The following is a 25235-nucleotide window of genomic DNA, read 5'->3' as shown; positions in this document are numbered from 1 at the left end:
TTAATTAAGCAATTAGATTTTTTAATAGGTAAACCCTCATGCGTTTAGATAGATTTACAAGTAAATTTCAATCTGCGCTTTCAGATGCGCAGTCATTAGCACTTGGGCGCGATCATCAATTTATTGAGCCTGTGCATTTAATGTATTCATTGCTTCAGCAAAATGGTTCAAGTGTGCGTGCACTACTTGCGCAAGCAGGTGTGAGTGCTGATGAGTTAAACACCAAGTTATCCCAAGAAATTGAGAAGCTGTTTAAAGTTGAAGGTATTGGTGGTGATGTTCAGCTGTCAAATAACCTGATTTCGTTAATCAACTTGTGTGATAAATATGCCCAAAAGCGCAAAGATAAATTCATTTCGAGTGAGTTATTTGTCCTTGCTGCGTGTGACGATAAAGGTCCACTTGGGGATATTTTCAAAGCACTGAATATTACTTCTAGCAAAATTGAAGCCGCAATCGAAGCTATTCGTGGTGGCCAAAAAGTTGATGATCCCAATGCTGAAGAAACCCGTCAGGCATTAAAAAAGTTCACCATCGATTTAACTGAGCGAGCAGAGCAAGGCAAGCTTGACCCTGTTATTGGCCGTGATGACGAAATTCGTCGCACTATTCAAGTATTACAACGCCGCACTAAAAATAATCCGGTGTTAATTGGTGAGCCGGGTGTAGGTAAAACGGCGATTGCTGAAGGTCTTGCGCAGCGAATTATCAACGGTGAAGTACCTGAGGGCTTAAAAAACAAGCGAGTATTATCGCTCGATTTAGGTGCGTTGGTTGCCGGTGCTAAATACCGTGGTGAATTTGAAGAGCGTTTAAAATCAGTTTTGAATGAACTTGCCAAAGAAGAAGGCCAAGTCATCCTCTTTATCGATGAAATCCATACTATGGTAGGCGCTGGGAAAACAGATGGCGCGATGGATGCGGGTAATATGTTAAAGCCTGCACTTGCCCGTGGTGAGTTACATTGCGTTGGTGCCACAACACTTGATGAGTATCGTCAATACATCGAAAAAGATGCTGCACTTGAACGCCGCTTCCAAAAAGTATTTGTTGATGAACCGTCGGTTGAAGACACCATCGCAATTTTACGTGGTTTAAAGGAGCGTTATGAGCTGCATCATTCAGTTGATATTACCGATCCCGCTATTGTTGCTGCGGCGCAGCTGTCGCATCGTTACATCAGCGATCGCCAATTACCAGATAAGGCGATTGATTTAATTGATGAAGCGGGTTCTTCAATTCGTTTGCAAATTGACTCAAAACCAGAGTCTTTAGATAAACTTGAGCGACGTATTATTCAGTTAAAGCTTGAAGACAATGCGTTGGCGAAAGAAAAAGATGAAGCGAGCCAAAAACGCCGCACCGAAATGCAAGAGTTGATCACTGAACTTGAAGCTCAATACCGTGAATTAGACGAAGTGTGGAATGCTGAGAAGGCCTCATTGCAAGGCACGCAAGTAATCAAAGCTGAGCTTGAACAGGCGCGTCTTGATTTAGAAGTGGCACGTCGTGCCAGCGACTTACAACGCATGTCTGAGCTGCAATATGGTCGTATCCCTGAGCTTGAACGCAAACTTGACCTTGCTTCACAAGCCGAAATGCAAGAAATGAGTTTGCTTAAAAATCAAGTCGGTGAAGATGAAATTGCGGAAATTTTATCGCGTTGGACAGGTATTCCAGTATCGAAAATGCTGCAAGGTGAACGCGAAAAGCTACTGCAAATGGAAGATCAATTACACCACAAAGTGATTGGTCAAGATGAAGCCGTTGTGGCTGTTGCTAATGCAATACGTCGCTCTCGCGCAGGACTTGCTGATCCAAATCGCCCAATCGGTTCATTCTTATTCTTAGGTCCAACAGGGGTGGGTAAAACAGAGCTGACTAAAGCTCTTGCTAGCTTTATGTTTGACACCGAAGATGCCATGGTGCGCATTGATATGTCGGAGTTTATGGAAAAGCACTCGGTTGCACGTTTAGTGGGTGCGCCTCCTGGTTATGTCGGCTACGAAGAGGGTGGCTATTTAACTGAAGCTGTACGCCGTCGTCCGTATTCAGTTATTTTATTGGATGAGGTCGAAAAAGCGCACCCAGATGTATTTAACATTTTGCTGCAAGTCCTTGATGATGGTCGCTTAACGGATGGTCAGGGTCGTACCGTTGATTTTAAAAATACGGTGATCATTATGACCTCTAACTTAGGCTCAGATATTATTCAAGAGCAAGCCGGTTCAAATGATTATGCGACGTTAAAAGAAAAAGTAATGGGCGTATTGGTGAGTCAGTTCCGTCCTGAGTTTATTAACCGAATCGACGAAACTGTGGTATTCCACCCGCTTGCTAATGAGCATATTAAAGAAATCGCCGATATTCAATTAAGCAAGCTACGCGAGCGCTTAACAGAAAAAGGCTACATTCTTGAAGTAACGGATGCAGCATTAGATCGTATCGCTGAAAGTGGCTTTGATCCTGTTTATGGTGCAAGACCGCTAAAACGTGCTATTCAACACACCATTGAAAACCCATTAGCACAGCGCTTGTTAGGGGGCGATTATCAACCTGGTGCCATTATTCATATTGACGCCGATGAAAATGGCCTTGTTTTCTCAAGTCGTTAATATGCTTTAAAAGCAAAAAGCCGCATTAATACAATGCGGCTTTTTTGTATTAACTAAGTTTAAACCTTAAACGTTAACAGCATATCATTTACTTTGCGTGAACCTTCAACCAGCCCTGCAGCGTCTTTAGCGACGTTGTAGCTAAGTTTTAAGTTTTCCTCACTGTGTTCTTTGATGCTGTCGACATTTTCGCGAATATCAGCGCTCACAACTTGTTGCTCTTCAGCTGCTGTCGAAATTTCTGCAGCAAGACCTGAAATTTCATTTATTTGCGCAAAAATACTCGCTAACTCAGTTTTAGTATGGGCCGTTGTATTAACACAACTATCAGCTTGCGTTTTAGTTGACTGCATTACTTTCGACCAGCTAAACAAGGTATCTTGAATTTCTTTTATTGAGCTGTGAATTTGTGATGTAGCATTTTGAGTGCGTGATGAAAGCGCACGTACCTCATCAGCTACAACCGCAAAACCACGACCATGTTCACCGGCGCGAGCTGCTTCAATTGCTGCGTTGAGCGCTAATAAATTTGTTTGTTCAGCAATACCTTCAATCTCACTCATTACTTGGCCAATTTTGTCTGCTTCGCTGGCAAGAGAGTTAGCGGTGCTCGCTGCTTGCTCAACTTGGTTAGCCAGATCAGACACCATAGAGCTATTTTCTTCAATGTGAAGTTTTATATCATTACAGCTTTGGTACGTTGTATTGACTTTCTCAGCAGTGTGGTGAGTGTTTGCAGATATTTCACCAATAGTTGTACTCATCTGACTCATCGCAGCGGCAATATCACTTAAACGATGACCCTGTGCAGCAATTCCTTGCTCTGTTAGCGATGATTGCTTATCTAGGTTGGTGGCAATATCTTTAAATGAGTAAGTAGAGTCTTTAACACGGCCAAGTACGGTACGTAGCTTAGCAAATAACATTTGCTGATTATAAGTCGCAATACTAAATGGGTGGGAGCCCGAATACACATAACGAGATACCGAGTCAAACTCAGCACGCTGCTGTTTTAAATGGCTAGGCGTTACAATGAGTTCGTCATAATTGAGTGCAAAAAGTGCTGCAATGAGGGCAGCTGCAGCTAAGGCAACAATCCATGACGTAGTAAGCGCTAAAGCAACAATGCCAGCAACTAATAATACCGTAGAAAATGTTTGTCTTAGCGAAATATTTTCACGAAATGACGCGACAGACTTGCCATTATTAATTTTAGTGTAAAGCGCCATTGCACGAGTTTTTAACTGTTCAGATGGTTTTGTTCGCACTGACTGATAGCCAACGAGCTGACCGTGTTCGTATATAGGTGTTACAAACGCATCAACCCAATAGTAGCGACCATCTTTACAGAGGTTTTTTACCATGCCACGCCATGAATGGCCTTGCTTTAGTTTTTCCCACATCTCTTTAAATGCCGCTTTTGGCATATCTGGGTGGCGTACTATATTGTGGTTTTTCCCGAGTAACTCCTCTTCGGTATAACCAGCAATGGTACAAAATTCCTTATTTACGTATGTGATGATGCCGCGTAAATCTGTTGTAGAGACAAGCTCTTGATGTTCGGAGTATGTCACTTCTTGATTGATTATTTCTTGCCCACGACGCATATGAGTCCTTGAAATGTACTTTTTTATGGTGTGCGGATTATAGTCTCAGAAAAATGTAAGGGAAGGGGGAACATATTGATAACTGTTAAAGTTTTAAAAATTTCACCTTTCCCTTGATCTAAAACAATATCTTGCGAGAATTATTGTGTTTAGCCTCACCTTTTCATATTAGGCAAAAGGTCTAATGTTCACAAGTTAGTGATAAAAATTATACAGATGAATAGATTTAGCATTAATTAAGTGCCACTAAAGCAATTGTATAATGCTATTCACAATGGCAAGATTGTGCTTCAAGTGGTGAGGTGGTAATTGAATGTTATTTTTCGCACTTGAGTAATTATTTTTTGCCCCCATACCCTTAGGATTACAGCCACGCGGCTCGAGGAAGCATTTTTGATAAAACATGATTTAAATAAAACGCTAGAAGCGTTAACGGCACAATTTCCTAACGCAATTAATGGGATTAAACGTGGTATCGAGCGAGAAGCATTAAGGATCAAACCAAATGGTGTTATCTCAGGGCAAGGTCATCCACAAGGCGTTGGTAGCGCTTTAACCAATGATCATGTCACCACTGACTTTTCAGAATCGTTATTAGAATTTATTACTCCAGTGAGCACCTCAGCTGAGGAAACCCTAGCTCAACTTAAAGACTTACAAAAGTTCACCTTATCTCAAATGGGTGACGAACTACTGTGGCCGATTAGTATGCCATGCTTTATTGAGCACCAAGATGATATCGTACTAGCTCAGTTTGGTGATTCAAATATCGGCCGTATGAAAACTCTTTACCGAGAAGGGTTGAAAAATCGCTATGGTAGTATGATGCAAGCGATTGCGGGTGTTCATTTCAATATTTCCTTTCCTGAAAGCTTATGGCAAAGCCTGTATAGTTTAAACGGCAGCCAAGGCACACTTGCAGATTCAATTTCGAATGGTTACTTAGGGCTCATTCGCAACTTTAAGCGCGAGTTATGGTTAATTAGTTTCTTATTTGGCGCTTCGCCTGCGTTGTGTAATTCTTTCTTGCAGGGTCGTCAAACAGACTTACCGTTTAAGAAACTAGGTAAAGGCACACTTTATTTAGAAGTCGGTACGGCACTGCGATTAGGCAACCTTGGTTATACTAATAGCGCACAATCGTCTTTACGAGTTATGTACAATTCATTAGAAGAATATGTAGCAGGTTTAAAAGAAGCGATTCATACGCCATCAGACCTATATGGTCACCTTGATGACTACCGTAGTGAGCAGCCAAAACAACTGAACAAAAATATTCTACAAATTGAAAATGAATTTTACTCACCGATACGTCCTAAACGTAATGCAGCCTCAGGAGAAACACCTACTGATGCCTTGTTACGAGGTGGGATCGAGTATATAGAAGTACGCGCGCTAGATGTTAACCCATTCAGTGAAACCGGTATTGATTTACAGCAAATTCGCTTTTTAGACGTATTTTTGACCTATTGTTTATTGTCTGAGTCTCCAGAAATGGATTGGCAGGAACAAAAGTTAAGTACAGCTAATCTTGATGCGGTTGTAAATGAAGGCCGAGACCCTGAGCTTACGTTGAATAAGCAAGGTGAAAAGGTTCTGCTTGTTGACTGGGCTGAATCTATATTTACTAATCTAGCTGCTGTGGCTAACTATATGGATAACGCATATGGTGTGAGCTATTACAGCGAAACAATCGCAGAGCTTGCAAGTTGGGTCAAAAACCCTAATAAAACTTTCTCTGGTCGATATGTCAGTGCACTTGCAAAAGAAAATCAAGATAATGGTCTTTTTGCCTTAACACTTGCGCAAAAATATAAGCAAAACCATGTCGAGGCTGATTATCAATTTTATGATCATGCATTTTTGACTAAACAGGCATCTGATTCAGTGCTTAAAGAGCGAGAAGTAAAAGCAGCAGACAAGCTATCTTTTACTGCGTTTTTAGATGATTATTTTGCTAAAGCTTAATAAGGTGAGTACATAAAAAAACGCAGCCTAGGGAGGCTGCGTCAAAGATTCTTCAGGGATGAAACAATGCTATACTGCTGCATTCATAAGTTCAGACTGACCTGATGAGAAAAAGTTCAGCGAGATACATAAAAAAATGAAAAAAAGTTTAATTATTTTATCGCTGGCCGCTTTAATGGCGGGTTGCGCAACGGCTCCTCCAGAGCAACCTCATGATATTTGTAAGATTTTTGAGGAAAAGCCTGACTGGTACTACGATGCGCGTGATGCGCAAGAAAAGTGGGGCTCACCTAAACACGTACTCATGAGTATGATGTATCAAGAAAGCTCATTTCGTCATGATGCAGCGCCACCTATGGAATATTTCTTATGGGTCATTCCTATTGGCCGAGCCAGTTCAGCGTATGGATACTCGCAAGCAAAAACGCCAACTTGGTCAGATTACATTCGCGAAACTGGTAATAGTGGGGCAGACAGAGACGATTTTGATGATGCGATAGACTTTATGGCTTGGTTTGTTTATAAAACTCATAAAGTAAACGGAATATCAAAATGGGACGCCTACGCGCAGTACTTGAATTACCATGAAGGGTGGGGCGGCTATAAACGCGGTACTTATAAAAGTAAAAAGTGGTTGATGAGTGTTGCCAATAAAGTAAAACACCGAGCTAGCCGGTATGGCGCACAACTTAAAAAGTGCGAAGCTGATCTAGATAAAAACTGGTTTGAACGCTTATTTAGTTAAGGTTTTCATATTAAAAAGCCCGCATCAATATGCGGGCTTTTTAATGGTTATTTACCAGGGAACTGGTGTATATGCACATCGCGTTGTGGGAACGGAATGGTAATATCTTCAGCATCAAATGCTATTTTCACACGTTCGTATAAACCAAAATAGACTGGCCAATAATTGTCTGTTTCAACCCAAGCCCAAACGAGCATACCAATATGGCTCTCACCATGTTGACTGACATGTACAACCGGCTTTTTCTCTTCGATATTTTTCAAAACTAGATCATAGTCATTTAATACCTTCATTAACACATCACGGGCTTTATGTACGTCATCGCCGTAGCTGATACCAAATTCAATCGCAACCCGGTGTAATGGCTCTGAGAACTTATTCTTAACGCAACCATTTGAAAGAGTGCCATTAGGAATAATAATTTTTTCATTATCATAGGTAAGTAAAACGGTAACAAAAATTTGAATTTCAACTACTGTGCCCATATAGCCTTGGGCTTCAATAACATCACCCACTTTAAAAGGCTTAAAGAACAGGATAAGCACACCACCTGCAAAGTTAGCAAGACTGCCTTGTAAGGCCATTCCAACGGCCAAACCGGCTGCACCAAGCATTGCAATAAATGAAGTCGTTTCAATTCCTATCATTGACGCAACTGAAATTAGCAGAAGTACTTTTAAAATGACCGAAATAAATGACACCAAAAAGTGTGTAAGTCCCACTTCAAACTTAACCTTGGTCATTGATTTTTCAGCCATATTTGAGATACGACCGATAAGCCACCACCCAACTATTAAAACAACAATAGCGAGAATGAATTTAGGTCCATAGAGTAGCAGTAGCTCAATTGCTTGATTATAAATGTTTTCGATCGATATTTCGTCCATGATTGCTCCTTATTAAATGCGGCAGTTAAATAGCTACTAATAGTAGCCGAAACACTAGCGGTTTGCGGGAGCGTACGTTGTAAATATGAAACTTCAGAAAGGAAATAAGAATTTAGATACAAAAAAGGAGTGGATGACCACTCCTTTTTGTTGAAAATTAATGATGATTAAGTAGTACGCTTACTTGGCAGTACTTTAACAAGTTTAACCATGTTTTCTTTAACTTCGAGAACTTCGATTGGATAGCCAGCAATACGCAAACTGAGGTTTGAGTCTGGGATATCTTCTAAATATTCAACTATTAAACCACTCAGGGTCTTCGGCCCATCAATTGGTAGCTCCCAACCCATTTCTTTATTTAAATCGCGAATATTAGCACCGCCATCTACAAGTACTGAGCCATCATCTTGCTCGGTGACTTCCTCACTTGGTGTACGCGTTTGCGTTGTTGTGAAATCACCCACTACTTCTTCTAAGATATCTTCAAGTGTTACTAAGCCTTGAATATCGCCATATTCATCAACCACTAAACCAATACGTTCTTTCGATTGCTGGAACTTAAGTAGTTGCGTGTTTAGTGATGTGCCTTCAGGAATGAAGTAAATTTCACGAACTGCACGTAACAATGACGGTTTATCAAATTGTTCTTTAGTTAATAGGCGCAGTGCATCACGTGAGTGAATAAAGCCAACAGCATCATCAATTTGGTCACGATATAACAGTACGCGTGTGTGCTGTGCATGAGTAAGCTGGCGGCTGATAAGTTTCCAATCGTCATTAATATCAATCGCAACGATTTCGTTGCGTGGGATCATGATATCTTCAACCGTAACTTGTTCTAAATCTAAAATTGAAGTTAGCATGCTTTGGTGGCGGGCAGGTAAAAGAGCACCTGATTCGTTCACCACGGTTTTTAATTCTTCTTTACTTAGGCTATGTTCTTCAATTTGTGCTGTGGTAATACCAAACAAACGCAACATGCCGTTGGTCATCCAGTTAACGATAACCACAAATGGGAAAAGTATTTTTAACAGCCCTTTGAGCACGATTGAGCTTGGAAAAGCGACTTTCTCTGGATAAAGCGCGGCAAGTGTCTTTGGTGTTACTTCGGCAAAGATTAAAACAACCAGCGTTAGCGCGCCGGTAGCTATTGCGATACCAAGATCACCATACAGGCGAATACCAATGATTGTTGCAACCTGTGCTGCGGCAATATTAACTAAGTTGTTACCAATCAAGATCAGACCAATAAGTCTGTCAGGGCGACTTAACAGTTTGCTGACGCGCTTCGCTGCACGGTGATCTTCTTTAGCAAGATGACGCAGGCGAATGCGGTTAATTGACATAATCCCAGTTTCAGAACCAGAAAAATAAGCAGAAATAAGTATCAATAATCCCAATACAATAAACAGGGTACTAGTCGATATGTCGTCCAACGATGGATCCTTTTTTTATAAATCAGTGCATATTAAGCTAGAGACAGCTTGCTGAGTCAAGTTAAAACTTATTTAGAATCACTTCTTGAATGAAACGGCTGCCAAAATAAGCAAGTGACAAGACAAATGCGGCTATCATGATCGAAAACACAACAGGCTTACCACGCCAGCCTTTACGCAAATGTCCAACAGTGACCACAGTAAAAATCAACCAGGCTACTAACGATAACACTGTTTTATGGATAAACTCACTTGCAAACATCCCCTCTAAGAAGATAAACCCAGAAAGCAGTGCAAAGGTAAGTAAGATAGTGCCTAACGTCAGTAACTGGTACAGCTGACGCTCAACCACCATTAATGGGGGAAGATGGCTATGTACAATCGCCAAGTCTTTGCGTTTTAAACGCTTGTCGATAAAATAAAACTGCACAGCATATAAAGTGGCGATGATTAGTACACAGTAAGCTAATAGAGATAACGAAATATGTGTTACCAAGCCGAGCTCAACATTTATTGATTGTAAAATAACGTGATGTGGAATAAATAAGCTGGCGAGCGTTAGTATGGCTGCAAAACCGTAGACTACAGGTAATAAAAGGGTCGCAGGAAATTTAAGTGACACGGCCGTTACCGACACCACAATGACCCAGCAGGTCAATAAGGCAACGTTTACAATGCTTAGGTCTTGGCCATCAGCGCGAAAAACAGAGTTCACCAACAGTAGCATATGAGCAAGAATAGCAACGGTGCTCAAAATCACGGTGAGTTTCTGGCTTGGACCTTGTTTGTGAAAAAGGCGTGAAAGCACATGCGATGTCGCTAACACATAAAACAAACTAGCAATAATTGTTAAACTAATAATCATCGTATTATGGCCACTTAATTTATTCGATAAATCCTTGTCTCATTGATGCCATTGTATTTTATAGCAAGGCAAAAGCATAGAGTTTGTAAAAAGAAACTCAAACAGCGCACTTGAATACTGTATTGTCGGCCATCATTTACGGTATACTGCTAGGAATTAAATTTTAATATTGCCTTTATTGCCGAATAAACTGTACGTTTTACAAGCAATTTAGGTGAAACTCGTTTTATCGGAAACTTTACATGTTTGAGAATCTCCAAGAACGCTTAGGTAAAACCTTAAAAAATATCAGTGGCCGCGGACGCCTAACTGAAGACAATATTAAAGATACATTACGCGAAGTCCGTATGGCATTTTTGGAAGCGGACGTTGCCTTACCTGTTGTTCGTGAGTTCGTTAAGCAAGTTAAAGAACGTGCCGTTGGTGTTGAAGTAACGAAAAGCTTAAGCCCAGGCCAAGTCTTTATTAAGATTGTTCGTGAAGAACTTGAAAAAGCCATGGGCGAAGCCAACGAAGAGCTTAGCCTTAATGCACAGCCGCCAGCAGTAGTGATGATGGCAGGCTTGCAAGGTGCGGGTAAAACAACCAGTGTTGGTAAACTAGCTAAATTCTTAAAAGAGCGTAAAAAGAAATCTGTATTAGTTGTGAGTGCCGACGTTTATCGTCCGGCAGCAATCAAACAGCTTGAAACACTGGCTGATGAAGTGGGTGTTGAGTTCTTCCCAAGTGACATTTCACAAAAGCCTGTAGATATTGCCAACAGCGCTATTTCGCACGCGAAGAAGAAATTCATTGATGTGGTATTAGTTGATACCGCGGGTCGTTTACACGTCGATAACGACATGATGGACGAGATCAAAGCACTTCATAGTGCAATTAATCCAATTGAAACCTTATTCGTTGTTGATGCGATGACAGGTCAAGATGCGGCAAATACTGCAAAAGCATTTGATGAAGCACTGCCTTTAAGTGGTGTGATCTTAACCAAGACCGATGGTGATGCTCGTGGTGGTGCTGCCTTATCGATTCGTCATATTACCGGTAAACCAATTAAGTTTATGGGTGTGGGTGAGCGTACAGATGCACTTGAACCATTCCACCCTGACCGAATTGCTTCTCGTATCCTAGGTATGGGTGATGTACTTTCATTAATCGAAGAAGTCGAGATGAAAGTAGATAAAGAGAAAGCTGCTAAAGTTGCCGAGAAAGTATTTAAAGGTGACGGTTTCACATTAGATGATTTTGCAGAGCAACTTCGTCAGATGAAGAACATGGGCGGCATGATGTCGATGCTTGATAAGCTGCCGGGTATGCAAAACCTTCCAGATGCTGTAAAAGGTCAAATGGGCGATAAAACTTTCGTGCAAATGGAAGCGATCATTAACTCAATGACACCAAAAGAGCGTGCACGTCCTGAAATCATTAAAGGCTCTCGTAAAAAACGTATTGCTGCTGGTTCTGGTACCCAAGTACAAGAGATCAATAAACTGCTTAAGCAATTTACGCAAATGCAAAAAATGATGAAGAAGATGAAAGGCAAGGGCGGCATGAAGAAAATGATGCGCGGTATGAAAGGTATGTTACCACCGGGTATGATGGGTGGCGGTCCAAAATTTTAATTGAGCTTATCATTGAGCGTGTACAAAAAAGGGGCATATAGCTCCTTTTTTTGTAGATAAATTATGCGTAGTTGTTAGCTGAGTGTAAGATTTAAAGCCCAGATCAGTGTTTAATCAACTAAACTTACATTTTGCAGCAGTTCTTACTTGCAATGTTGCAAAAAACTCGTACAATTCCCCAGCTTCCCGTACTGGGGAGTAAATCTTATTAATGAAAACAGTCAATCTAATGTAGAGGACGGTATGGTAACTATTCGTTTGCAACGTGGTGGCGCTAAAAAACGCCCTTTCTATCAAATTGTGGTTGCGGATAGCCGTTTCTCGCGTGACGGTCGCTTCATCGAGAAAGTAGGTTTCTTTAACCCAATCGCTTCTGGTCAGGAAGAAAAAGTACGTTTAGATTTATCTCGTGTTGAACACTGGGTAGGTCAAGGTGCATCTCTTTCAGATCGCGTAGCTAAATTAGTTAAAGACGCTCGTAAAGCGGCTTAATAGGCGTAAGAGTAACCATGAGTCAAGAGAACACCTCGTATATTACAGTAGGAAAGCTCGGTGCCCCGTATGGTATAAAGGGCTGGCTTAAGGTGCATTCATTTACTGATGATCCCGAAGGGATCTTCGATTTCAGCCCATGGTTGATAGGGCAACAAGGTAAATGGCAGACCTTAGAAGTGGTCGACTGGCGTCGCCACAACAAAGGCTTTATCGCTAAAGTTGCGCAAGTAAACGACAGAGACGAAGCAATGGCTTTGACCAATGTAGAAATTTCCGTGGATGCAGCGCAGCTTCCAGAATTACCGCAAGGTGAATTCTATTGGCGAGATCTCATCGGCATGTCAGTTGTAACCGATAAAGGCTACGACTTAGGCACTGTTGATGACCTAATGGAGACAGGGTCAAATGATGTTTTGGTTGTGAAAGCAAACAAAAAAGATGCATTTGGCCAAGCAGAACGTTTGATTCCTTTTTTAACAGACTCTGTTATCAAAGAAGTTAAACATGATGCAAGAGAAATTACCGTAGACTGGGATCCAGGGTTTTAATGTCACAAACAAGTTCACTATGGGTAGGGGTGATTAGCCTTTTCCCGGACATGTTTGATGCGATAACTACCCAAGGGGTTACAGGTCGTGCAGTTAAAAATGGTCTAATCGACTTTAATTGCTGGAACCCACGTGACTATGCAACTGATAAGCATAGGACCGTGGATGATCGCCCTTATGGCGGTGGTCCAGGCATGTTAATGATGGTTGAACCATTGAAACAAGCCATTCTTGACGCAAAAAAAGCGGCAGGTGATGGTGCAAAAGTAATTTATATGTCCCCGCAAGGGCGCAAATTAGATCAACAAGGGGCAAGCGAGCTTGCCAACTCAGATAAGTTGATTCTAATTGCCGGTCGCTATGAAGGTATAGACGAGCGAATTATAGAGTCGTACGTTGACGAAGAATGGTCAATAGGCGATTTTATATTAAGTGGTGGTGAACTACCCGCTATGACGCTAATTGATGCAGTAGCACGATTAGTACCAGGGGTGTTAGGGCATAACCAGTCAGCTGAGCAAGATTCATTTTCGGATGGCTTGCTTGATTGTCCTCATTATACACGGCCAGAGACATTGGATGATAAGCAGGTTCCCGCTGTATTACTCAGTGGTAACCACCAAGAAATTGCAAAGTGGCGTTTAAAACAATCACTTGGCAGAACTTGGCTACGTCGTCCTGACTTGTTGCATAACCTAGCTCTGACTGAGGAGCAAGCGGCACTTCTTGCTGAGTTCCAGCAAGAGTACCAACAAGCTTGTGGCTAGAAGACAGTTACACCTAGGAAAGTGAGAAATATAATGGCAAAAGTAAACCAAAATATTATTAAAGCGCTTGAAGAAGAGCAGCTTAAATCAGACGTACCAGCATTCGGCGCTGGTGATACAGTTGTTGTACAGGTACGTGTAAAAGAAGGTAACAAAGAGCGTCTACAGGCCTTTGAAGGTGTTGTAATCGCTAAGCGTAATCGTGGTCTTCACTCAGCATTCACAGTTCGTAAAATTTCGAGCGGTGAAGGTGTTGAGCGTGTATTCCAAACGCACAGCCCTCTTATCGATAGTATCTCAGTTAAACGTCGCGGTGCTGTTCGCCGTGCGAAACTTTACTATCTACGTGAGCGTTCTGGTAAATCTGCACGTATTAGAGAAAAACTTAACTAATACGCGCTGTTTTACAACGCAAAATAAAACGGGTTGCAGCCTTAGGTTGCAACCCGTTTTGGTTTTTATAGCAAAAAATATCTAGTTACGACTTTCAAATTTAGTTGTCAGCACTTCTTAATATCTCTTTCTAATTTAAATATTCCCTTGTGATTCAAGCCGTGTAGAAGTGTTAGGGCTTTGTGCTTTGCTGTTTATCCTGTTACTATAATTCGTATTGAAAGCTTTACTTTTTTGTATATATTTTTGTACGTTTTTGGGTTTGAGGTGTATTAACGTGGTAACAGTGAATGAGCTTGATGAATTAAGGACAGGAATTGACGAATGCGATGCGCAGTTAGTTTCCTTGTTGGCAAAAAGAAACAGTATAACGGCTAAAATTGGTGCAATTAAGCAGCAAATTGGCGCCCCTTTGCATGCGCCGGATCGCGAAGCTGATTTACTTGAAGCGCGAAGACAAGAAGCGATTGCGCAAGGAGTTAACCCTGAGTTAGTTGAAGATATTCTGCGTCGTATGATGCGTGAAGCATATCAAAATCAACAAGGGAGTTTGGCTTGTTCAGCTCCTCAGTTATCTCCTATTGTGATTGTCGGTGGGCAAGGTGCGATGGGTCAATTGTTTGCACAACAATTCATTCGCTCAGGATACGATGTACGAATTTTAGATAAAGAGCAACAAGCCGACAGCGAAGCGATATTAGCTGGTGCAAAACTTGTACTTGTAAGTGTGCCAATTAATGCACTTGAGCAAGTCGTTGCTGCATTACCAACACTCGATGATGACTGTTTATTAGTTGATATTACCTCAGTTAAACAAAAGCCTTTAAAAGCCCTCATGGCGGCTCACAGCGGCCCTGTGGTAGGTTTACACCCAATGTTTGGTCCAGATATTTCGCACTGGGTAAAACAAACGGTCGTAGTGTGTGAAGGGCGAAATCATGAAGTAGCAAAAGGGCTAATGGCACAATTACAGATCTGGGGTTGTCAAGTAGTTGAAATGGATGCCAAAAAGCATGATGAAGCGATGCAAATCATCCAAGTAATGCGCCACTTAACAACGTTTGTGTACGGACAATTCTTAGCTAAACAAAGCCATACGTTAGCAGAGCTACGTAGCTGCTCTTCACCTATTTATCAGTTAGAGTTAATGATGGTAGGGCGTTTATTTGCCCAGTCACCAGAGTTGTACTCTGACATCATGCTGGCGCAATTTGATGATGTAGAGCCGTTACTTGCGAGTTATCAAGACACCTTTGCAGACACTCTTGAGAAGCTAAAAGCTGGTGATAAAGAGTCATTAATAAATGCCTTTGCTAACGCAAAAGAATATTTCTCTGATGCAACTGCACATTTCTTAACACAAAGCCGAAGCTTACTTAATAAAGCAAACGATGCGAAAGTGTTAGATTAATAATTTTGTTTAATTAAACCAAAAGCCCGCATCAAGCGGGCTTTTTAGTTTCAAATGTGTTGTTGGCAATAATTGCCCTAATGGCCACCTAAGGAGCCTGGTAACGCACTTGTGTGGTGATTAATTAGACCCCATTGATACAGTAAATCAGTCATATCAGAAAGGCTGAATAAGGTCATGCTTAAACCGACAACTGTCAACACTATGGTATAAGGTAGCGCCATATAAACCATGCGCCCATAAGATAGCCTCAACACAGGGGCTAACGTTGAAGTAAGTAAGAATAAGAACGCAGCTTGTCCATTTGGTGTGGCAACACTTGGAAGGTTGGTGCCGGTATTAATTGCTACAGCTAATAAATCAAACTGGTCACGAGTAATTTGACCAGCTTCGAGTGCAGCTGCAACTTCATTTATATAAACAGTACCCACAAACACATTATCACTGACCATCGACAGAATACCGTTGGCAATAAAAAACATCACAAGTTGCAATTGGCCTTCAAAGGTCAGAACCCAAGCAATTACGGGGGTAAATAAATGTTGGTCAATGATGACGGCAACAATAGAAAAGAATACGCACAACAAAGCAGTAAAAGGCAATGCTTCTTCAAAGGCTTTGCCAAGTTGATGCTCTTCTATAATTCCTGCACTGGCTGTGGCAAAAATAATCACAGACAAGCCAATTAGACCAACAGTGGCAAGGTGTAAAGCAAGGCCAATGATAAGCCAAACTGCAATAACAGCTTGAATAGCTAGGTTTACCTTATCGCGTGTTGTGCGTTTTTTCTCAAGCTTTTTCGCATGATCAGATAAAATAGTGTGAATCGGGGCGGGCAGTTTCGCACCGTAACCAAACGCTTTGGTTTTTTCCAATAAAATAGTTGTGGATATACCCGCAATCATAACCGGCAGGGTGATTGGTAACATGCGAAAGAAAAACTCGCCGAATAGCCAGCCAGCTCGCTCAGCAATAATTAAGTTTTGTGGTTCGCCTACCATCGTACACACTCCTCCTAAAGCGGTGCCTATAGAAGCATGCATTAATAAGTTACGGAGAAAAGCACGGAATTCTTCAAGCTCTTGACGATTGACCGGGCGTACTTGATTATCATCATTAATATCATGTTCACTACTCGAGTCCTTTCCCGAAGCAACTTTATGATAAATGCTGTAAAAACCCATCGCTACAGCAATGACAACAGCCATAACAGTTAGCGCATCTAAGAAAGCAGACAAAAAAGCTGCAGCAATCGTGAACGACAGCGACAATACAGTTTTACTTCGCACTGAAACAACAAGCTTTGTGAAGATATACAGAAGCAAGTCTTTCATAAAGTAAATACCTGCCACCATAAAGATAAGCAGCAAAATAACATCAATATTTTGTACTATTTCATGCTCAACTTGCCCAGCCGACGTCATCCCAATGAACATGGCTTCAATGGCAAGTAAGCCTCCAGGCTGAAGAGGGTAACACTTTAAAGCCATAGCAAGAGTAAAAATAAACTCTAACACTAAAACCCAACCCGCAAGATAGGGGTTAAGTTGAAATAATATAGGGTTTATTAGTAAAAAGGCGACAATGGTGTATTTATACCATTGAGGCGAGGTCCCCAAAAAATTTTTAAAGATCGCTGGTAAAATCCGCTGCTGCATCGCTGTACCTTATTATTTGTGCTTGTTGTTATTTCAAGTTAACTAAGCTTAGAGCTTATTTGAATTGTTAACTAGGTATATTTACTATACTTAAAGTATTATTCTTTTGGTGTCTTATTGGGCCGAAAGGGCTTTTATTTAGCTATAAATAATAGATTTTTATGCACACCGGACTTAGTTTACTTGTTAGTTGCGGATCATCTGGTACAATCAGTGGGTTGTTCGCACATTGCGATAATAAAAGTTGCTAACTCAAGTGGAAAATGAATGAGAATTTTTAAAGCGAAAAGCCCAGCAGGTTTTGCTGAAGAATACATTGTTGAATCTATTTGGAATGGTGACTTTCCGCCGGGATCGATTCTTCCGGCAGAACGTGAATTGTCAGAGCTGATTGGTGTAACACGTACAACCTTACGTGAAGTACTTCAGCGTTTAGCGCGTGATGGCTGGCTAACGATCCAACACGGTAAACCAACACGTGTTAATAATTTCTGGGAGACGTCTGGTCTTAATATCTTAGAGACACTCGCACGTCTTGATGAAGATAAAATGCCAGAGCTTACCGATCAACTTCTTTCGGCACGAACCAATATCAGTGCTATTTACACGCGTGCAGCTATTAAATTAGCACCTGAGCGTGTAATTGAAATTCTTTCGCAGAGCGAAGAGCTAGAAGACAGCGCTCAGGCATTTGCTGATTATGATTACAAAGTTCACCATGAGCTTGCTGTGGCTGGTAATAACCGTATTTACGTGTTGATACTAAATGGCTTTAAAGGTTTTTACTCTAAAATTGGCTGTCACTACTTCTCTGACTCACGTACACGCGAATTAGCACGTCAGTTCTATAAAGACCTAACAGAACTTGCTGAGCGACGTGAACATGATGGTGCAATTTCGATGATGCGTAAATATGGTCATCAAACAGGTGAGATTTGGCAGCAAATTCGTGGCGATATGCCTGAAGACATCATGGATTAATAATCTGTTTTGCTGCTTTAAAATTACAAACCCAGCTCGATTGCTGGGTTTTTTGTACGTGAAGATAGTATTTTTAGCAAAAAGCGTTACCAAAAGTAACGCTTTTTGTTTAAAAATTAGTTTTGCGCGAGATAATCTAAAACAACCTGATGATGGTCTTTGGTTTTGAACTTATCAAACACGTGTTTGATTTTACCGTCTTGACCTACAAGGAAGCTAATACGATGAATTCCTTCGTATTCTTTACCCATAAACTTCTTATAGCCCCAAATACCAAAAGCATCTGCTATGGCATGATCTTCATCAGCTAATAAATCAAAGTTCAGCTCTTTTTTGGTTTCAAAGTTTTTTAAACGCTTGATTGGGTCTGGACTTATACCAACGATACGGGTGTTAAATTTAGCAAGCTCAGCTTTTTCGTCACGTAAGTTCTCTGCTTGCACAGTACAACCCGGTGTTGATGCTTTCGGGTAAAAATAAACCAGTACTTGCTGCTCTTTTAATAAATCGGCTAACACGATTGTTTCATCGTTTTGATTTTGTAGACTAAAAGCAGGGGCTGTGTCACCTGCTTGTAGAGGATTAATTTTCTTCATACTGTGCTCCTTAACGAATGCGTCTAAAGATATAATCTACGTTCAAACTACGAGAAAGATCTTCAAAGCTCACTTTAAAATTATCAATATCAACGTCGACAGGGATATTAAACTCCAGTTCACAGCGCATTTTTAGTTCATTGCCTTCTTCATAAGTGTCTGACTTAAGTGAACAAATGCTGATGTTGTTGTCAGCAAAAAAACGAGTAACTTTGCTTAATGTACCCGGTGTGTCGATACCCGTATATTCAAGGGTGTAACCGGCACAAAATTCACATGCAATATGACTTGCTGTGCGTTTCATCATGGTTAATAAACCAAGTTCCATTCCTTTTGTAGGCAAGGTATGCTCGATTCGGCTAATTGCAGACATATCGCCTGCTAATAACATGATAAAAGTAAATTCATTACCCAAGATAGCAATGCGACTGTCAATAATATTGCAATGACAATCACTCACTAGCTGAGTTAATTCGCTAACGATACCGGGCCTGTCTTCGCCAATCGCTGTGAGCACGATCTGATGATTTGAAAAAGCAGTCATGGAATTTTAAGTACCTAGTAATTAAATAATACCAATGGGTATAAGCCAATAAGCCTTGATTTCACGTGAGTTTAATACTGCACGGCGGCGAAGTTTACCATAATTAACATCGTTAACGGTAGCTGCGATTAATTAAGCCGTTAATAAAGTGTGCTCTTTCTTGTTTTTAGGGGCATCAGAAAGTACCATAGTTAAAATTTTGCAAGGCGATAAGTAAACATATACATGACGCGTTAACCCAAATTGCTCGGGTTATTTGCATAAAAACAATAAATGTAAAGTTATAAATGATTTTACAGTGAACCAAATCGGCATTACCCACTCATATATTTGTTAAAAAATTAAGGGTTTGCTAAGGAGAAATATCTGTGCAGTATTGGATCTCAAAGGCGCTTGCTGTAAGCGTAATGGTAAGTTTAACAGGATGCAGTGTGTTCACTGATGAAGCACACCATAAGCGTAATTATCGTGCAAATGAACCGGTCAAAGCGCCAGCAGGCCTTGCGCAACCGACTCAAGATCCGACTTACAAAATGGATGTTGCACAATACGACAACAACCCTGAAGCAAAAAATTATCGTCCGCCAGCACAGGTTATTACCATCGCGCAAGGAACTTGGGTGGAAGAAGGTGATAAATTAGCTCGGGTTTATTTTGATAAAAATGATGGTATTGAAGATCTAGATACATTCATTTGGGACTCTATAAAAGCGGTATTAGCAGAGAAAAATACTTCTGTAGAAAAAGCTGACAAAGCAACAAATAGCATCGAAACAGGCTGGTATACAATTATTAAACCTGAAGATGGTTGGTTTTGGGAAAGTGAAAAAGAAGTATCTCAACAACGCTTTTTATTTACAATTGAAGAGAAGTCGCATCAACGTACAGCTTCTTTAACCTCAAAACTTGTTGATTATAAAAGCGGTTCACAACAATTGACGCCACTTTTACAGCAACAACTAGAAGTGCGTGCTCTTAACCAGATTATTGCTGAGTTTGATTACCGCTACCGTCAGTTAGAAGTGGAAATGCGTAAGCAACAAGGCATTATTTCTCTTGAAATGGGCTTTGATAACAAAGGCAACGCTGCGCTTGTAACTGAGCAAGAATACAGCATGGTATTCGATCGTTTTTCTGGTTTCTTAGAGCGTTTATCTTTCACAATTGTTGAGATTGACCAAGAGCGTGGTTTGATCACTGCTGATTATAAAAAGCCAGAGTCAAGTGTTTGGGATTCAATTTGGGGCGAAGAAGTTGCTGAGTTACCAATTGAAGATGGCCAGTACCAAATTCTCGTTAGCCGCACTAATGATGGTGGTACAAGTTTAACTTGGATGGACTCGCAAGGTGCTACGCTAGAGCCTGGTACAATGAATGACCTACAACAAGCATTAGAAAACGCGCTGCGTCAGCGTGGAATTAATATTTAATAATTAAAAAAATTAAACCACCACAAAAAGAGCCTAGCCGCTCTTTTTGTGGTTTCTACAGGTTGAAAATATGTCTAACTTAAACGCAACAAATCGCATCGACATGCGAACCTTGTTCACCTTTTTCGTTCCTTCACTTATAGGTGTCTTCTTATTCATGACGCCGGTACCCATAGGTGAAGCAATGACCATCCCAATTGCTGTTATGGCAAAAGCAGTGCAACAATGGATTGCACCTTTTGCACTGGGTTTGATTACCAGTATTGTTTGTATCACCGGTATTTTATCTTTAGTGATAAAGCTGTTTAAACCACAGCCATTACTTAAGTACTTTATAATTAAACATTTATTTGATGTTAGTTGGCTTTGGCTGAGTGTTCGATTACTGGGGATGGTATTTATTATTCTGACCTATACAAAACAAGGGCCAGAAATGATTATTTCCGGTAATACCGGTGCATTGGTGTTAAACGACTTATTGCCCGTGTTGTTTTCTGTGTTTGTTTTAGCGGGATTATTATTACCGTTATTATTAAACTTCGGTCTACTTGAGCTAGTGGGTACCTTATTAACTAAAGTGATGCGCCCACTTTTTGGTGTGCCAGGTCGAAGTGCAGTCAACTGTGTGGCATCTTGGTTAGGTGACGGTAGTGTGGGTATTTTGATGACCGCTCGTCAGTATGAAGATAAACACTATACACAACGCGAAGCTGCCATTATTGGTACTACTTTCTCAGCTGTATCAATTACCTTTTGTTTAGTTGTTATTGGTCAAGTAAAGCTTGAGCACTTATTTGCACCGTTTTATTTAACTGTGTGTTTAGCCGGTTTAGTGGCAGCACTGATTGTGCCTCGTTTACCACCATTACGCTTTAAGAAAGATTTATATTTTGATGGTAGCGAGCCCGATAAAGATGCTGAGTTGGTACCTGAAGGTAAAACCTTAATTTCGCATTCGTTAGATGTCGCATTCGCTAAAGCGCGCACTGCGCCGGGATTTGTAGGTACAGTTAAAGAAGGTCTTCACAACGCATTTGATATGGTATTCGCAGTATTACCTGTGGTTATGGCGGTGGGCACATTTGCTCTGATCATTGCTGAATACACGCCGATATTTGAGTATATGGGTAAACCATTTGTACCATTTTTAGAGCTTCTTCAAGTACCTGAAGCCGAAGCTGCAGCACAAACTATTATGGTTGGTTTTGCAGATATGTTTATTCCATCAATTCTTGCTGCAGGTAGTATCGAAAGTGACGTTACACGTTTTATTATTGCAGCAATGAGTGTAACCCAATTGATTTATATGTCTGAAGTCGGTGCTTTGCTTTTAGGAAGTAAAATTCCGGTAAATATTATTGAGCTATTCTTCATCTTTATTTTGAGAACCTTAGTGACATTACCGGTTATTGTCTTAATGGCGCATTGGCTAGTATAAATAAGCTAAGCCTTTTTAAAAAAGCCCTGATTATTCATCAGGGCTTTTTTTATCTTTACCAGTCTCATCTTTAGGTACCTTGAAGTCCATTTTCGCAGCATGTTTTAGCAACATAAGGTTCCCAATTACTACACCAAATACTGCAACAAAAATGCCTATAATTTGCCATGTTTCCATCTTGAAATCCTGTAAATATATGCAGCACAATAGTAGCACTTAAAATCGTTTGGCATAAGACAGTGAAATAAAATCAAGTCCAGGGTTAGGGCTTTTAAATCCGGCGTTGGAATAGTGTAAATATCTGAGTGCTAAACTTGTGTTGTTTCCTAGGTCTGCTACTAATCCTAATCTGTCCTCAAACTGGTAGTGAGTACTAACATTTTTGCCTGCAAAATGGGTATCATCCAACAGTGAAACCCCAATACCAAACTCCACATGAACAGGTATGTTTTTCACATTAAACGCCGGGTATTGGATCACTGGAGAAACAGCTAACACGATATTCGTTTGATGTCTGTTGTCTTTGCCATACTGCCAAACATTAAAGCTTGATTCGAAGTATACCCGAGCATGTTCAAAAGGCAGTTTTTCGTTTGGTAAATGGTATTGATAGGCAAGTTTTAACCCTTTCACATCACCTTCACCTTGAATGTAATCAATGGCATAGCCATGATTTTGGGCGGCATCAATCGATGGTGCTAATAGTAATGCTGTGCTTAGTGCAAGTGCTTTTAGTGGCTGTTTTAATTTCATATCGGTAATTCTTACTATGACTTTGAGCAAGTAGATAGGGGTGGTGACATTGCTTTTTCAATGTGCGTAAACACACAGAACTTGTGCATATTCTCGCTTTTTTAAGCAATCCATTGAAAAACTTGGTAAAAACTGATTGATGCCAATTTGGCATTAAAACGTTGACGTATTGTTTCTTTTTTTGTGGTTTCAATATCGGTATATTGGCGGAAATTTTCAATCACAAGCGAATACGATGATGACCAAATTAGTTAACTCACTTTTGCTAATTGCAACGTTACTTACTACAAGCGTGTTTGCTAGCGAAGACCGTTCGCCAAAGCAATTGTTAGAGTCAGTCACAGCAGACTTATTTGTTGATATTGCTAATGTAAACTCCAAAGGTGACGCTAGCACTGAGGCAATGGCTAGTATTGTTGAAAAACGTTTGCTGCCCCATATGGATACCAAGTTCGTATCATATAAGTTGTTGGGTAAACACATAAAAGGGTTGCGACGTGAGCAAGCAATCGATTTTATCGCAGCTGTAGAGCATTACTTAACAGTAACTTATGCGGGTGCATTGATGAAATACACTGGGCAAAAAGTAGTGTTCGATCCATCACAGTTGATAGATGACGGATATGCAACGGTAAAAACTCAGATCATTGATGATAATGCGCCGACTATTGATTTACACTTTAAACTTCGCCAAGGTAAAGATAAGCAATGGAAGGTATATGATATTGTTGCTGAAGGTATTTCTTTATTAAGTGCTAAGCAAAAAGAAGTACTTCAACGTATCAGCCAAGTGGGCATTGATAAAGTGACTCAAGAGTTAGCAAGTAAGTAGCAGTCTCCAACCAAGCAGTGAGTATTACCAATGTACCACTGCTTTTCTATTTTCTTTAAAAATCACCTACTTTGCGCTAGCACCAATTGCCCTCTGTGGTAGAATCAAGCTAGTTTTTTCATCTTGAAGTATCGAATTAGATACTCGTTGTTTTGTTTCATTATTAAGCTCAGTGTCAGTTAGTTTTTGCTATAACGTAGAGCTTAATAAGTCACCTAATAATGCGTGAGCGGAGTTGTGTTGTTTTAATGGAAAATGTACTAATTTGGCCAAAGGAGTACCCGTTACTGATCAAAGGATTAGCTGAGCAAAACGGGGCTTATATTTTAGACGCTTTAGAAGCTTGGCCTGCATGTCGTTCAACCAATGAAGATGATGGTGTCTGTGCGACAGTCCTTCCGCCTATTTATTATCTTTCTTGGTTAACTCCACTAGATCCATTCGAAGAGTGCTATTTTCAACATATTTCTGAGTTTGACGAAGCTGCATTGAACTATATCAATGCGATGAAACAGCACTTTTTAGAAAATGAATATACTCCTGAGAGCTTAGTGCTGATGTTGTGCCAGCGTTTAGAAAAATACGCAAGTGCATTTGCCCAATCAGCGGTAAAAACGCCCATTACATTGATTCAACAGTTATTTAATCGCCGATACTTTACGGTGATTGAGCATGTCTTGGAGCAAGGGGCTAAGATGTCTGCAGAAGATGTGCTGACTCTTTGGACCGAAGTAGACTTTAGAGAACGTTTTAGCGGATTTATCCCTGACTCTGTGGCTGATTTAGAGCAGCTAACTGCGTTAGCCGCTGAAAAAGTTGCGCACGGTGAGGATTATTTCACGTTACTTAAGTTGATCTCTCCGGATGTTGATTCGGTGTCTCTTTTAGAACAAGCATTGCTTGCTCACTTAAGCCATGAAAGCGCCAAACAAACCATGGCTAAGCGCTTTATTGAACAAGGGGCTACTGGCACCCTAGCTGATGAGAATGGTAAAACGGCTTTTATGTGGGCAACAGAGAAAGGGTATGTCAATGTTGTTGAAACCCTGCTTGAGCACCAAGATAAAACCATTCAAGACAATAAAGGCAACACAGCTCTTCATTACGCAGTGTTCGCTGAAAATGCGCCTTTACTCGTTTTGTTACTCAAAAATGGTTTTGACTTCAGAGTACGTAATAAAGATGGCTTAAGTTGTTATCGGTTAGCTGTGAGTATTAAAGCTGATAATTTAGTCAAGGTTCTTGAACATGACTTCGGGATTAAAGAGCTTTCGCCTGAAGGGCAGTTTGACCGCGTTAAAAAAGTGCACCTCTTGCACGCCATAGTTACCTTGCTATTTCCTGTGCAATTGTTTTTCTTCTTTGATGACAGTATTGCCATTAAAAGTGAGTTAACACTTAGCTTTACGCTGGTTTCTATTCTGTGCTTTTTCTTTGCTACCAGTTTGAAGCGATGCGCACTTTACCCGCATATACGCCATCCATGGGGACTTTTCTTATTAAGAATGTTCTCGTTACTTAGCTTAATCGGGCAAGTTGGTCTGGCAAGTATCGTCGCTTTAGCTACCTTAGCTGAGTTAGTGTGATTAGTTAACGATTAGCAAATATGACATAAAAAAACGGCAACCTTGGTTGCCGTTTTTTGTT

23 protein-coding genes are annotated in these 25235 nt (G+C 40.7%); 14 read left to right on the top strand and 9 right to left on the bottom strand.

Going from position 1 to position 25235, the window contains the following annotated elements; genetic code table 11:
• Positions 1–38 precede the first annotated feature (38 nt).
• A complete protein-coding gene (gene clpB / locus NH454_RS13225; protein WP_138556840.1) occupies positions 39–2615 on the top strand; it encodes an ATP-dependent chaperone ClpB in 2577 nt (858 codons plus the stop codon).
• A 59-nt stretch (positions 2616–2674) separates the two neighbouring features.
• Here clpB and NH454_RS13220 read toward each other — a convergent pair whose 3' ends face one another.
• Entirely contained in the window at positions 2675–4222 is a 1548-nt protein-coding gene (locus NH454_RS13220; RefSeq protein WP_135925554.1) for a PAS domain-containing methyl-accepting chemotaxis protein, read from the bottom strand.
• Positions 4223–4615: 393 nt separating this feature from the next.
• Between NH454_RS13220 and gshA the strand changes: the two genes are divergently transcribed.
• Complete coding sequence (gene gshA, locus NH454_RS13215; protein WP_138556841.1) at positions 4616–6190, top strand: glutamate--cysteine ligase; 1575 nt, start codon at positions 4616–4618, stop codon at positions 6188–6190.
• A gap of 136 nt (positions 6191–6326) precedes the next feature.
• Positions 6327–6935: a hypothetical protein gene (locus NH454_RS13210; RefSeq protein WP_135925550.1), complete on the top strand. Its 609-nt coding sequence runs from the start codon at positions 6327–6329 to the stop codon at positions 6933–6935.
• Between the two features lie 47 nt (positions 6936–6982).
• Here the strand turns inward: NH454_RS13210 and NH454_RS13205 are convergent, their stop codons facing one another.
• The 3 genes from NH454_RS13205 to ccsA all read right to left on the bottom strand — a co-directional run bounded on the left by NH454_RS13205 (position 6983) and on the right by ccsA (position 10123).
• Positions 6983–7822, bottom strand: coding sequence for a mechanosensitive ion channel domain-containing protein (locus tag NH454_RS13205; protein WP_135925547.1), 840 nt, complete (start codon positions 7820–7822; stop codon positions 6983–6985).
• Between the two features lie 167 nt (positions 7823–7989).
• On the bottom strand, positions 7990–9258 hold the full coding sequence (locus NH454_RS13200; protein ID WP_135925545.1) for a CNNM domain-containing protein: 1269 nt from the start codon (positions 9256–9258) through the stop codon (positions 7990–7992).
• Between the two features lie 61 nt (positions 9259–9319).
• Positions 9320–10123, bottom strand: coding sequence for a cytochrome c biogenesis protein CcsA (gene ccsA / locus NH454_RS13195; protein ID WP_135925543.1), 804 nt, complete (start codon positions 10121–10123; stop codon positions 9320–9322).
• A gap of 242 nt (positions 10124–10365) precedes the next feature.
• On the opposite strand from ccsA, the gene ffh reads away from it, so the two are divergent.
• The 6 genes from ffh to tyrA all read left to right on the top strand — a co-directional run bounded on the left by ffh (position 10366) and on the right by tyrA (position 15356).
• On the top strand, positions 10366–11742 hold the full coding sequence (ffh, locus tag NH454_RS13190) for a signal recognition particle protein (RefSeq protein WP_135925540.1): 1377 nt from the start codon (positions 10366–10368) through the stop codon (positions 11740–11742).
• 243 nt (positions 11743–11985) lie between these two features.
• On the top strand, positions 11986–12234 hold the full coding sequence (rpsP, locus tag NH454_RS13185) for a 30S ribosomal protein S16 (RefSeq protein WP_036967110.1): 249 nt from the start codon (positions 11986–11988) through the stop codon (positions 12232–12234).
• A gap of 17 nt (positions 12235–12251) precedes the next feature.
• Complete coding sequence (gene rimM, locus NH454_RS13180) at positions 12252–12785, top strand: ribosome maturation factor RimM (protein ID WP_135925538.1); 534 nt, start codon at positions 12252–12254, stop codon at positions 12783–12785.
• Positions 12785–13552, top strand: coding sequence for a tRNA (guanosine(37)-N1)-methyltransferase TrmD (trmD, locus tag NH454_RS13175; protein ID WP_135925535.1), 768 nt, complete (start codon positions 12785–12787; stop codon positions 13550–13552). Before rimM ends, trmD begins: the two co-directional genes overlap by 1 nt.
• Before the next feature lie 33 nt (positions 13553–13585).
• Positions 13586–13945 (top strand): 50S ribosomal protein L19, encoded by a 360-nt coding sequence (rplS, locus tag NH454_RS13170; protein ID WP_130051062.1) that lies wholly within the window; start codon positions 13586–13588, stop codon positions 13943–13945.
• 277 nt (positions 13946–14222) lie between these two features.
• Positions 14223–15356: a bifunctional chorismate mutase/prephenate dehydrogenase gene (gene tyrA / locus NH454_RS13165; RefSeq protein ID WP_138556842.1), complete on the top strand. Its 1134-nt coding sequence runs from the start codon at positions 14223–14225 to the stop codon at positions 15354–15356.
• Positions 15357–15433: 77 nt separating this feature from the next.
• On the opposite strand, the gene nhaB is transcribed toward tyrA, so the two are convergent.
• Positions 15434–17014 carry a sodium/proton antiporter NhaB gene (gene nhaB, locus NH454_RS13160; protein ID WP_253039322.1) on the bottom strand — a complete coding sequence of 527 codons (1581 nt, stop codon included), beginning with the start codon at positions 17012–17014 and terminating at the stop codon, positions 15434–15436.
• Between the two features lie 267 nt (positions 17015–17281).
• Between nhaB and fadR the strand changes: the two genes are divergently transcribed.
• On the top strand, positions 17282–17995 hold the full coding sequence (gene fadR, locus NH454_RS13155; protein WP_054561887.1) for a fatty acid metabolism transcriptional regulator FadR: 714 nt from the start codon (positions 17282–17284) through the stop codon (positions 17993–17995).
• 116 nt (positions 17996–18111) lie between these two features.
• On the opposite strand, the gene bcp is transcribed toward fadR, so the two are convergent.
• Both bcp and NH454_RS13145 read right to left on the bottom strand, forming a co-directional pair.
• Positions 18112–18591: a thioredoxin-dependent thiol peroxidase gene (gene bcp, locus NH454_RS13150; protein WP_135925528.1), complete on the bottom strand. Its 480-nt coding sequence runs from the start codon at positions 18589–18591 to the stop codon at positions 18112–18114.
• Positions 18592–18601: 10 nt separating this feature from the next.
• Positions 18602–19135 carry an ACT domain-containing protein gene (locus NH454_RS13145; RefSeq protein ID WP_253039321.1) on the bottom strand — a complete coding sequence of 178 codons (534 nt, stop codon included), beginning with the start codon at positions 19133–19135 and terminating at the stop codon, positions 18602–18604.
• Between the two features lie 368 nt (positions 19136–19503).
• Between NH454_RS13145 and bamC the strand changes: the two genes are divergently transcribed.
• The gene (gene bamC, locus NH454_RS13140) at positions 19504–20565 is read left to right on the top strand and encodes an outer membrane protein assembly factor BamC (protein WP_135925523.1); all 1062 of its coding nucleotides are present in this window, start codon (positions 19504–19506) and stop codon (positions 20563–20565) included.
• 70 nt (positions 20566–20635) lie between these two features.
• A complete protein-coding gene (locus NH454_RS13135) occupies positions 20636–22003 on the top strand; it encodes a YjiH family protein (protein ID WP_135925521.1) in 1368 nt (455 codons plus the stop codon).
• A gap of 30 nt (positions 22004–22033) precedes the next feature.
• On the opposite strand, the gene NH454_RS13130 is transcribed toward NH454_RS13135, so the two are convergent.
• Both NH454_RS13130 and NH454_RS13125 read right to left on the bottom strand, forming a co-directional pair.
• Positions 22034–22180, bottom strand: a complete 147-nt coding sequence (locus NH454_RS13130) for a DUF2897 family protein (protein ID WP_135925518.1) — start codon at positions 22178–22180, stop codon at positions 22034–22036.
• A 39-nt stretch (positions 22181–22219) separates the two neighbouring features.
• Positions 22220–22756, bottom strand: a complete 537-nt coding sequence (locus NH454_RS13125) for an acyloxyacyl hydrolase (RefSeq protein ID WP_253039320.1) — start codon at positions 22754–22756, stop codon at positions 22220–22222.
• A gap of 238 nt (positions 22757–22994) precedes the next feature.
• Between NH454_RS13125 and NH454_RS13120 the strand changes: the two genes are divergently transcribed.
• Positions 22995–23588 (top strand): ABC transporter substrate-binding protein, encoded by a 594-nt coding sequence (locus NH454_RS13120; protein ID WP_135926296.1) that lies wholly within the window; start codon positions 22995–22997, stop codon positions 23586–23588.
• 248 nt (positions 23589–23836) lie between these two features.
• Complete coding sequence (locus tag NH454_RS13115) at positions 23837–25174, top strand: ankyrin repeat domain-containing protein (protein WP_135925513.1); 1338 nt, start codon at positions 23837–23839, stop codon at positions 25172–25174.
• Positions 25175–25235: the final 61 nt, after the last annotated feature.

Source organism: Pseudoalteromonas sp. Ps84H-4 (genome assembly GCF_024124645.1).
GTDB lineage: Bacteria > Pseudomonadota > Gammaproteobacteria > Enterobacterales > Alteromonadaceae > Pseudoalteromonas > Pseudoalteromonas lipolytica_C.
Note: the sequence above shows the minus strand (reverse complement) of the source record. Positions and strands in the feature narration are given on the sequence as shown.

What these genes read in the sequence shown, in the direction of transcription:
- ccsA (WP_135925543.1), bottom strand. Translation starts at nt 10,123, where the DNA reads ATGATTATTAGTTTAACAATTATTGCTAGTTTGTTTTATGTGTTAGCG.
- trmD (WP_135925535.1), top strand. Translation starts at nt 12,785, where the DNA reads ATGTCACAAACAAGTTCACTATGGGTAGGGGTGATTAGCCTTTTCCCG.
- NH454_RS13205 (WP_135925547.1), bottom strand. Translation starts at nt 7,822, where the DNA reads ATGGACGAAATATCGATCGAAAACATTTATAATCAAGCAATTGAGCTA.
- ffh (WP_135925540.1), top strand. Translation starts at nt 10,366, where the DNA reads ATGTTTGAGAATCTCCAAGAACGCTTAGGTAAAACCTTAAAAAATATC.
- NH454_RS13120 (WP_135926296.1), top strand. Translation starts at nt 22,995, where the DNA reads ATGACCAAATTAGTTAACTCACTTTTGCTAATTGCAACGTTACTTACT.
- NH454_RS13125 (WP_253039320.1), bottom strand. Translation starts at nt 22,756, where the DNA reads ATGAAATTAAAACAGCCACTAAAAGCACTTGCACTAAGCACAGCATTA.
- NH454_RS13135 (WP_135925521.1), top strand. Translation starts at nt 20,636, where the DNA reads ATGTCTAACTTAAACGCAACAAATCGCATCGACATGCGAACCTTGTTC.
- NH454_RS13210 (WP_135925550.1), top strand. Translation starts at nt 6,327, where the DNA reads ATGAAAAAAAGTTTAATTATTTTATCGCTGGCCGCTTTAATGGCGGGT.
- NH454_RS13145 (WP_253039321.1), bottom strand. Translation starts at nt 19,135, where the DNA reads ATGACTGCTTTTTCAAATCATCAGATCGTGCTCACAGCGATTGGCGAA.
- NH454_RS13115 (WP_135925513.1), top strand. Translation starts at nt 23,837, where the DNA reads ATGGAAAATGTACTAATTTGGCCAAAGGAGTACCCGTTACTGATCAAA.
- rplS (WP_130051062.1), top strand. Translation starts at nt 13,586, where the DNA reads ATGGCAAAAGTAAACCAAAATATTATTAAAGCGCTTGAAGAAGAGCAG.
- rpsP (WP_036967110.1), top strand. Translation starts at nt 11,986, where the DNA reads ATGGTAACTATTCGTTTGCAACGTGGTGGCGCTAAAAAACGCCCTTTC.
- NH454_RS13130 (WP_135925518.1), bottom strand. Translation starts at nt 22,180, where the DNA reads ATGGAAACATGGCAAATTATAGGCATTTTTGTTGCAGTATTTGGTGTA.
- rimM (WP_135925538.1), top strand. Translation starts at nt 12,252, where the DNA reads ATGAGTCAAGAGAACACCTCGTATATTACAGTAGGAAAGCTCGGTGCC.
- bcp (WP_135925528.1), bottom strand. Translation starts at nt 18,591, where the DNA reads ATGAAGAAAATTAATCCTCTACAAGCAGGTGACACAGCCCCTGCTTTT.
- clpB (WP_138556840.1), top strand. Translation starts at nt 39, where the DNA reads ATGCGTTTAGATAGATTTACAAGTAAATTTCAATCTGCGCTTTCAGAT.
- fadR (WP_054561887.1), top strand. Translation starts at nt 17,282, where the DNA reads ATGAGAATTTTTAAAGCGAAAAGCCCAGCAGGTTTTGCTGAAGAATAC.
- NH454_RS13220 (WP_135925554.1), bottom strand. Translation starts at nt 4,222, where the DNA reads ATGCGTCGTGGGCAAGAAATAATCAATCAAGAAGTGACATACTCCGAA.
- nhaB (WP_253039322.1), bottom strand. Translation starts at nt 17,014, where the DNA reads ATGCAGCAGCGGATTTTACCAGCGATCTTTAAAAATTTTTTGGGGACC.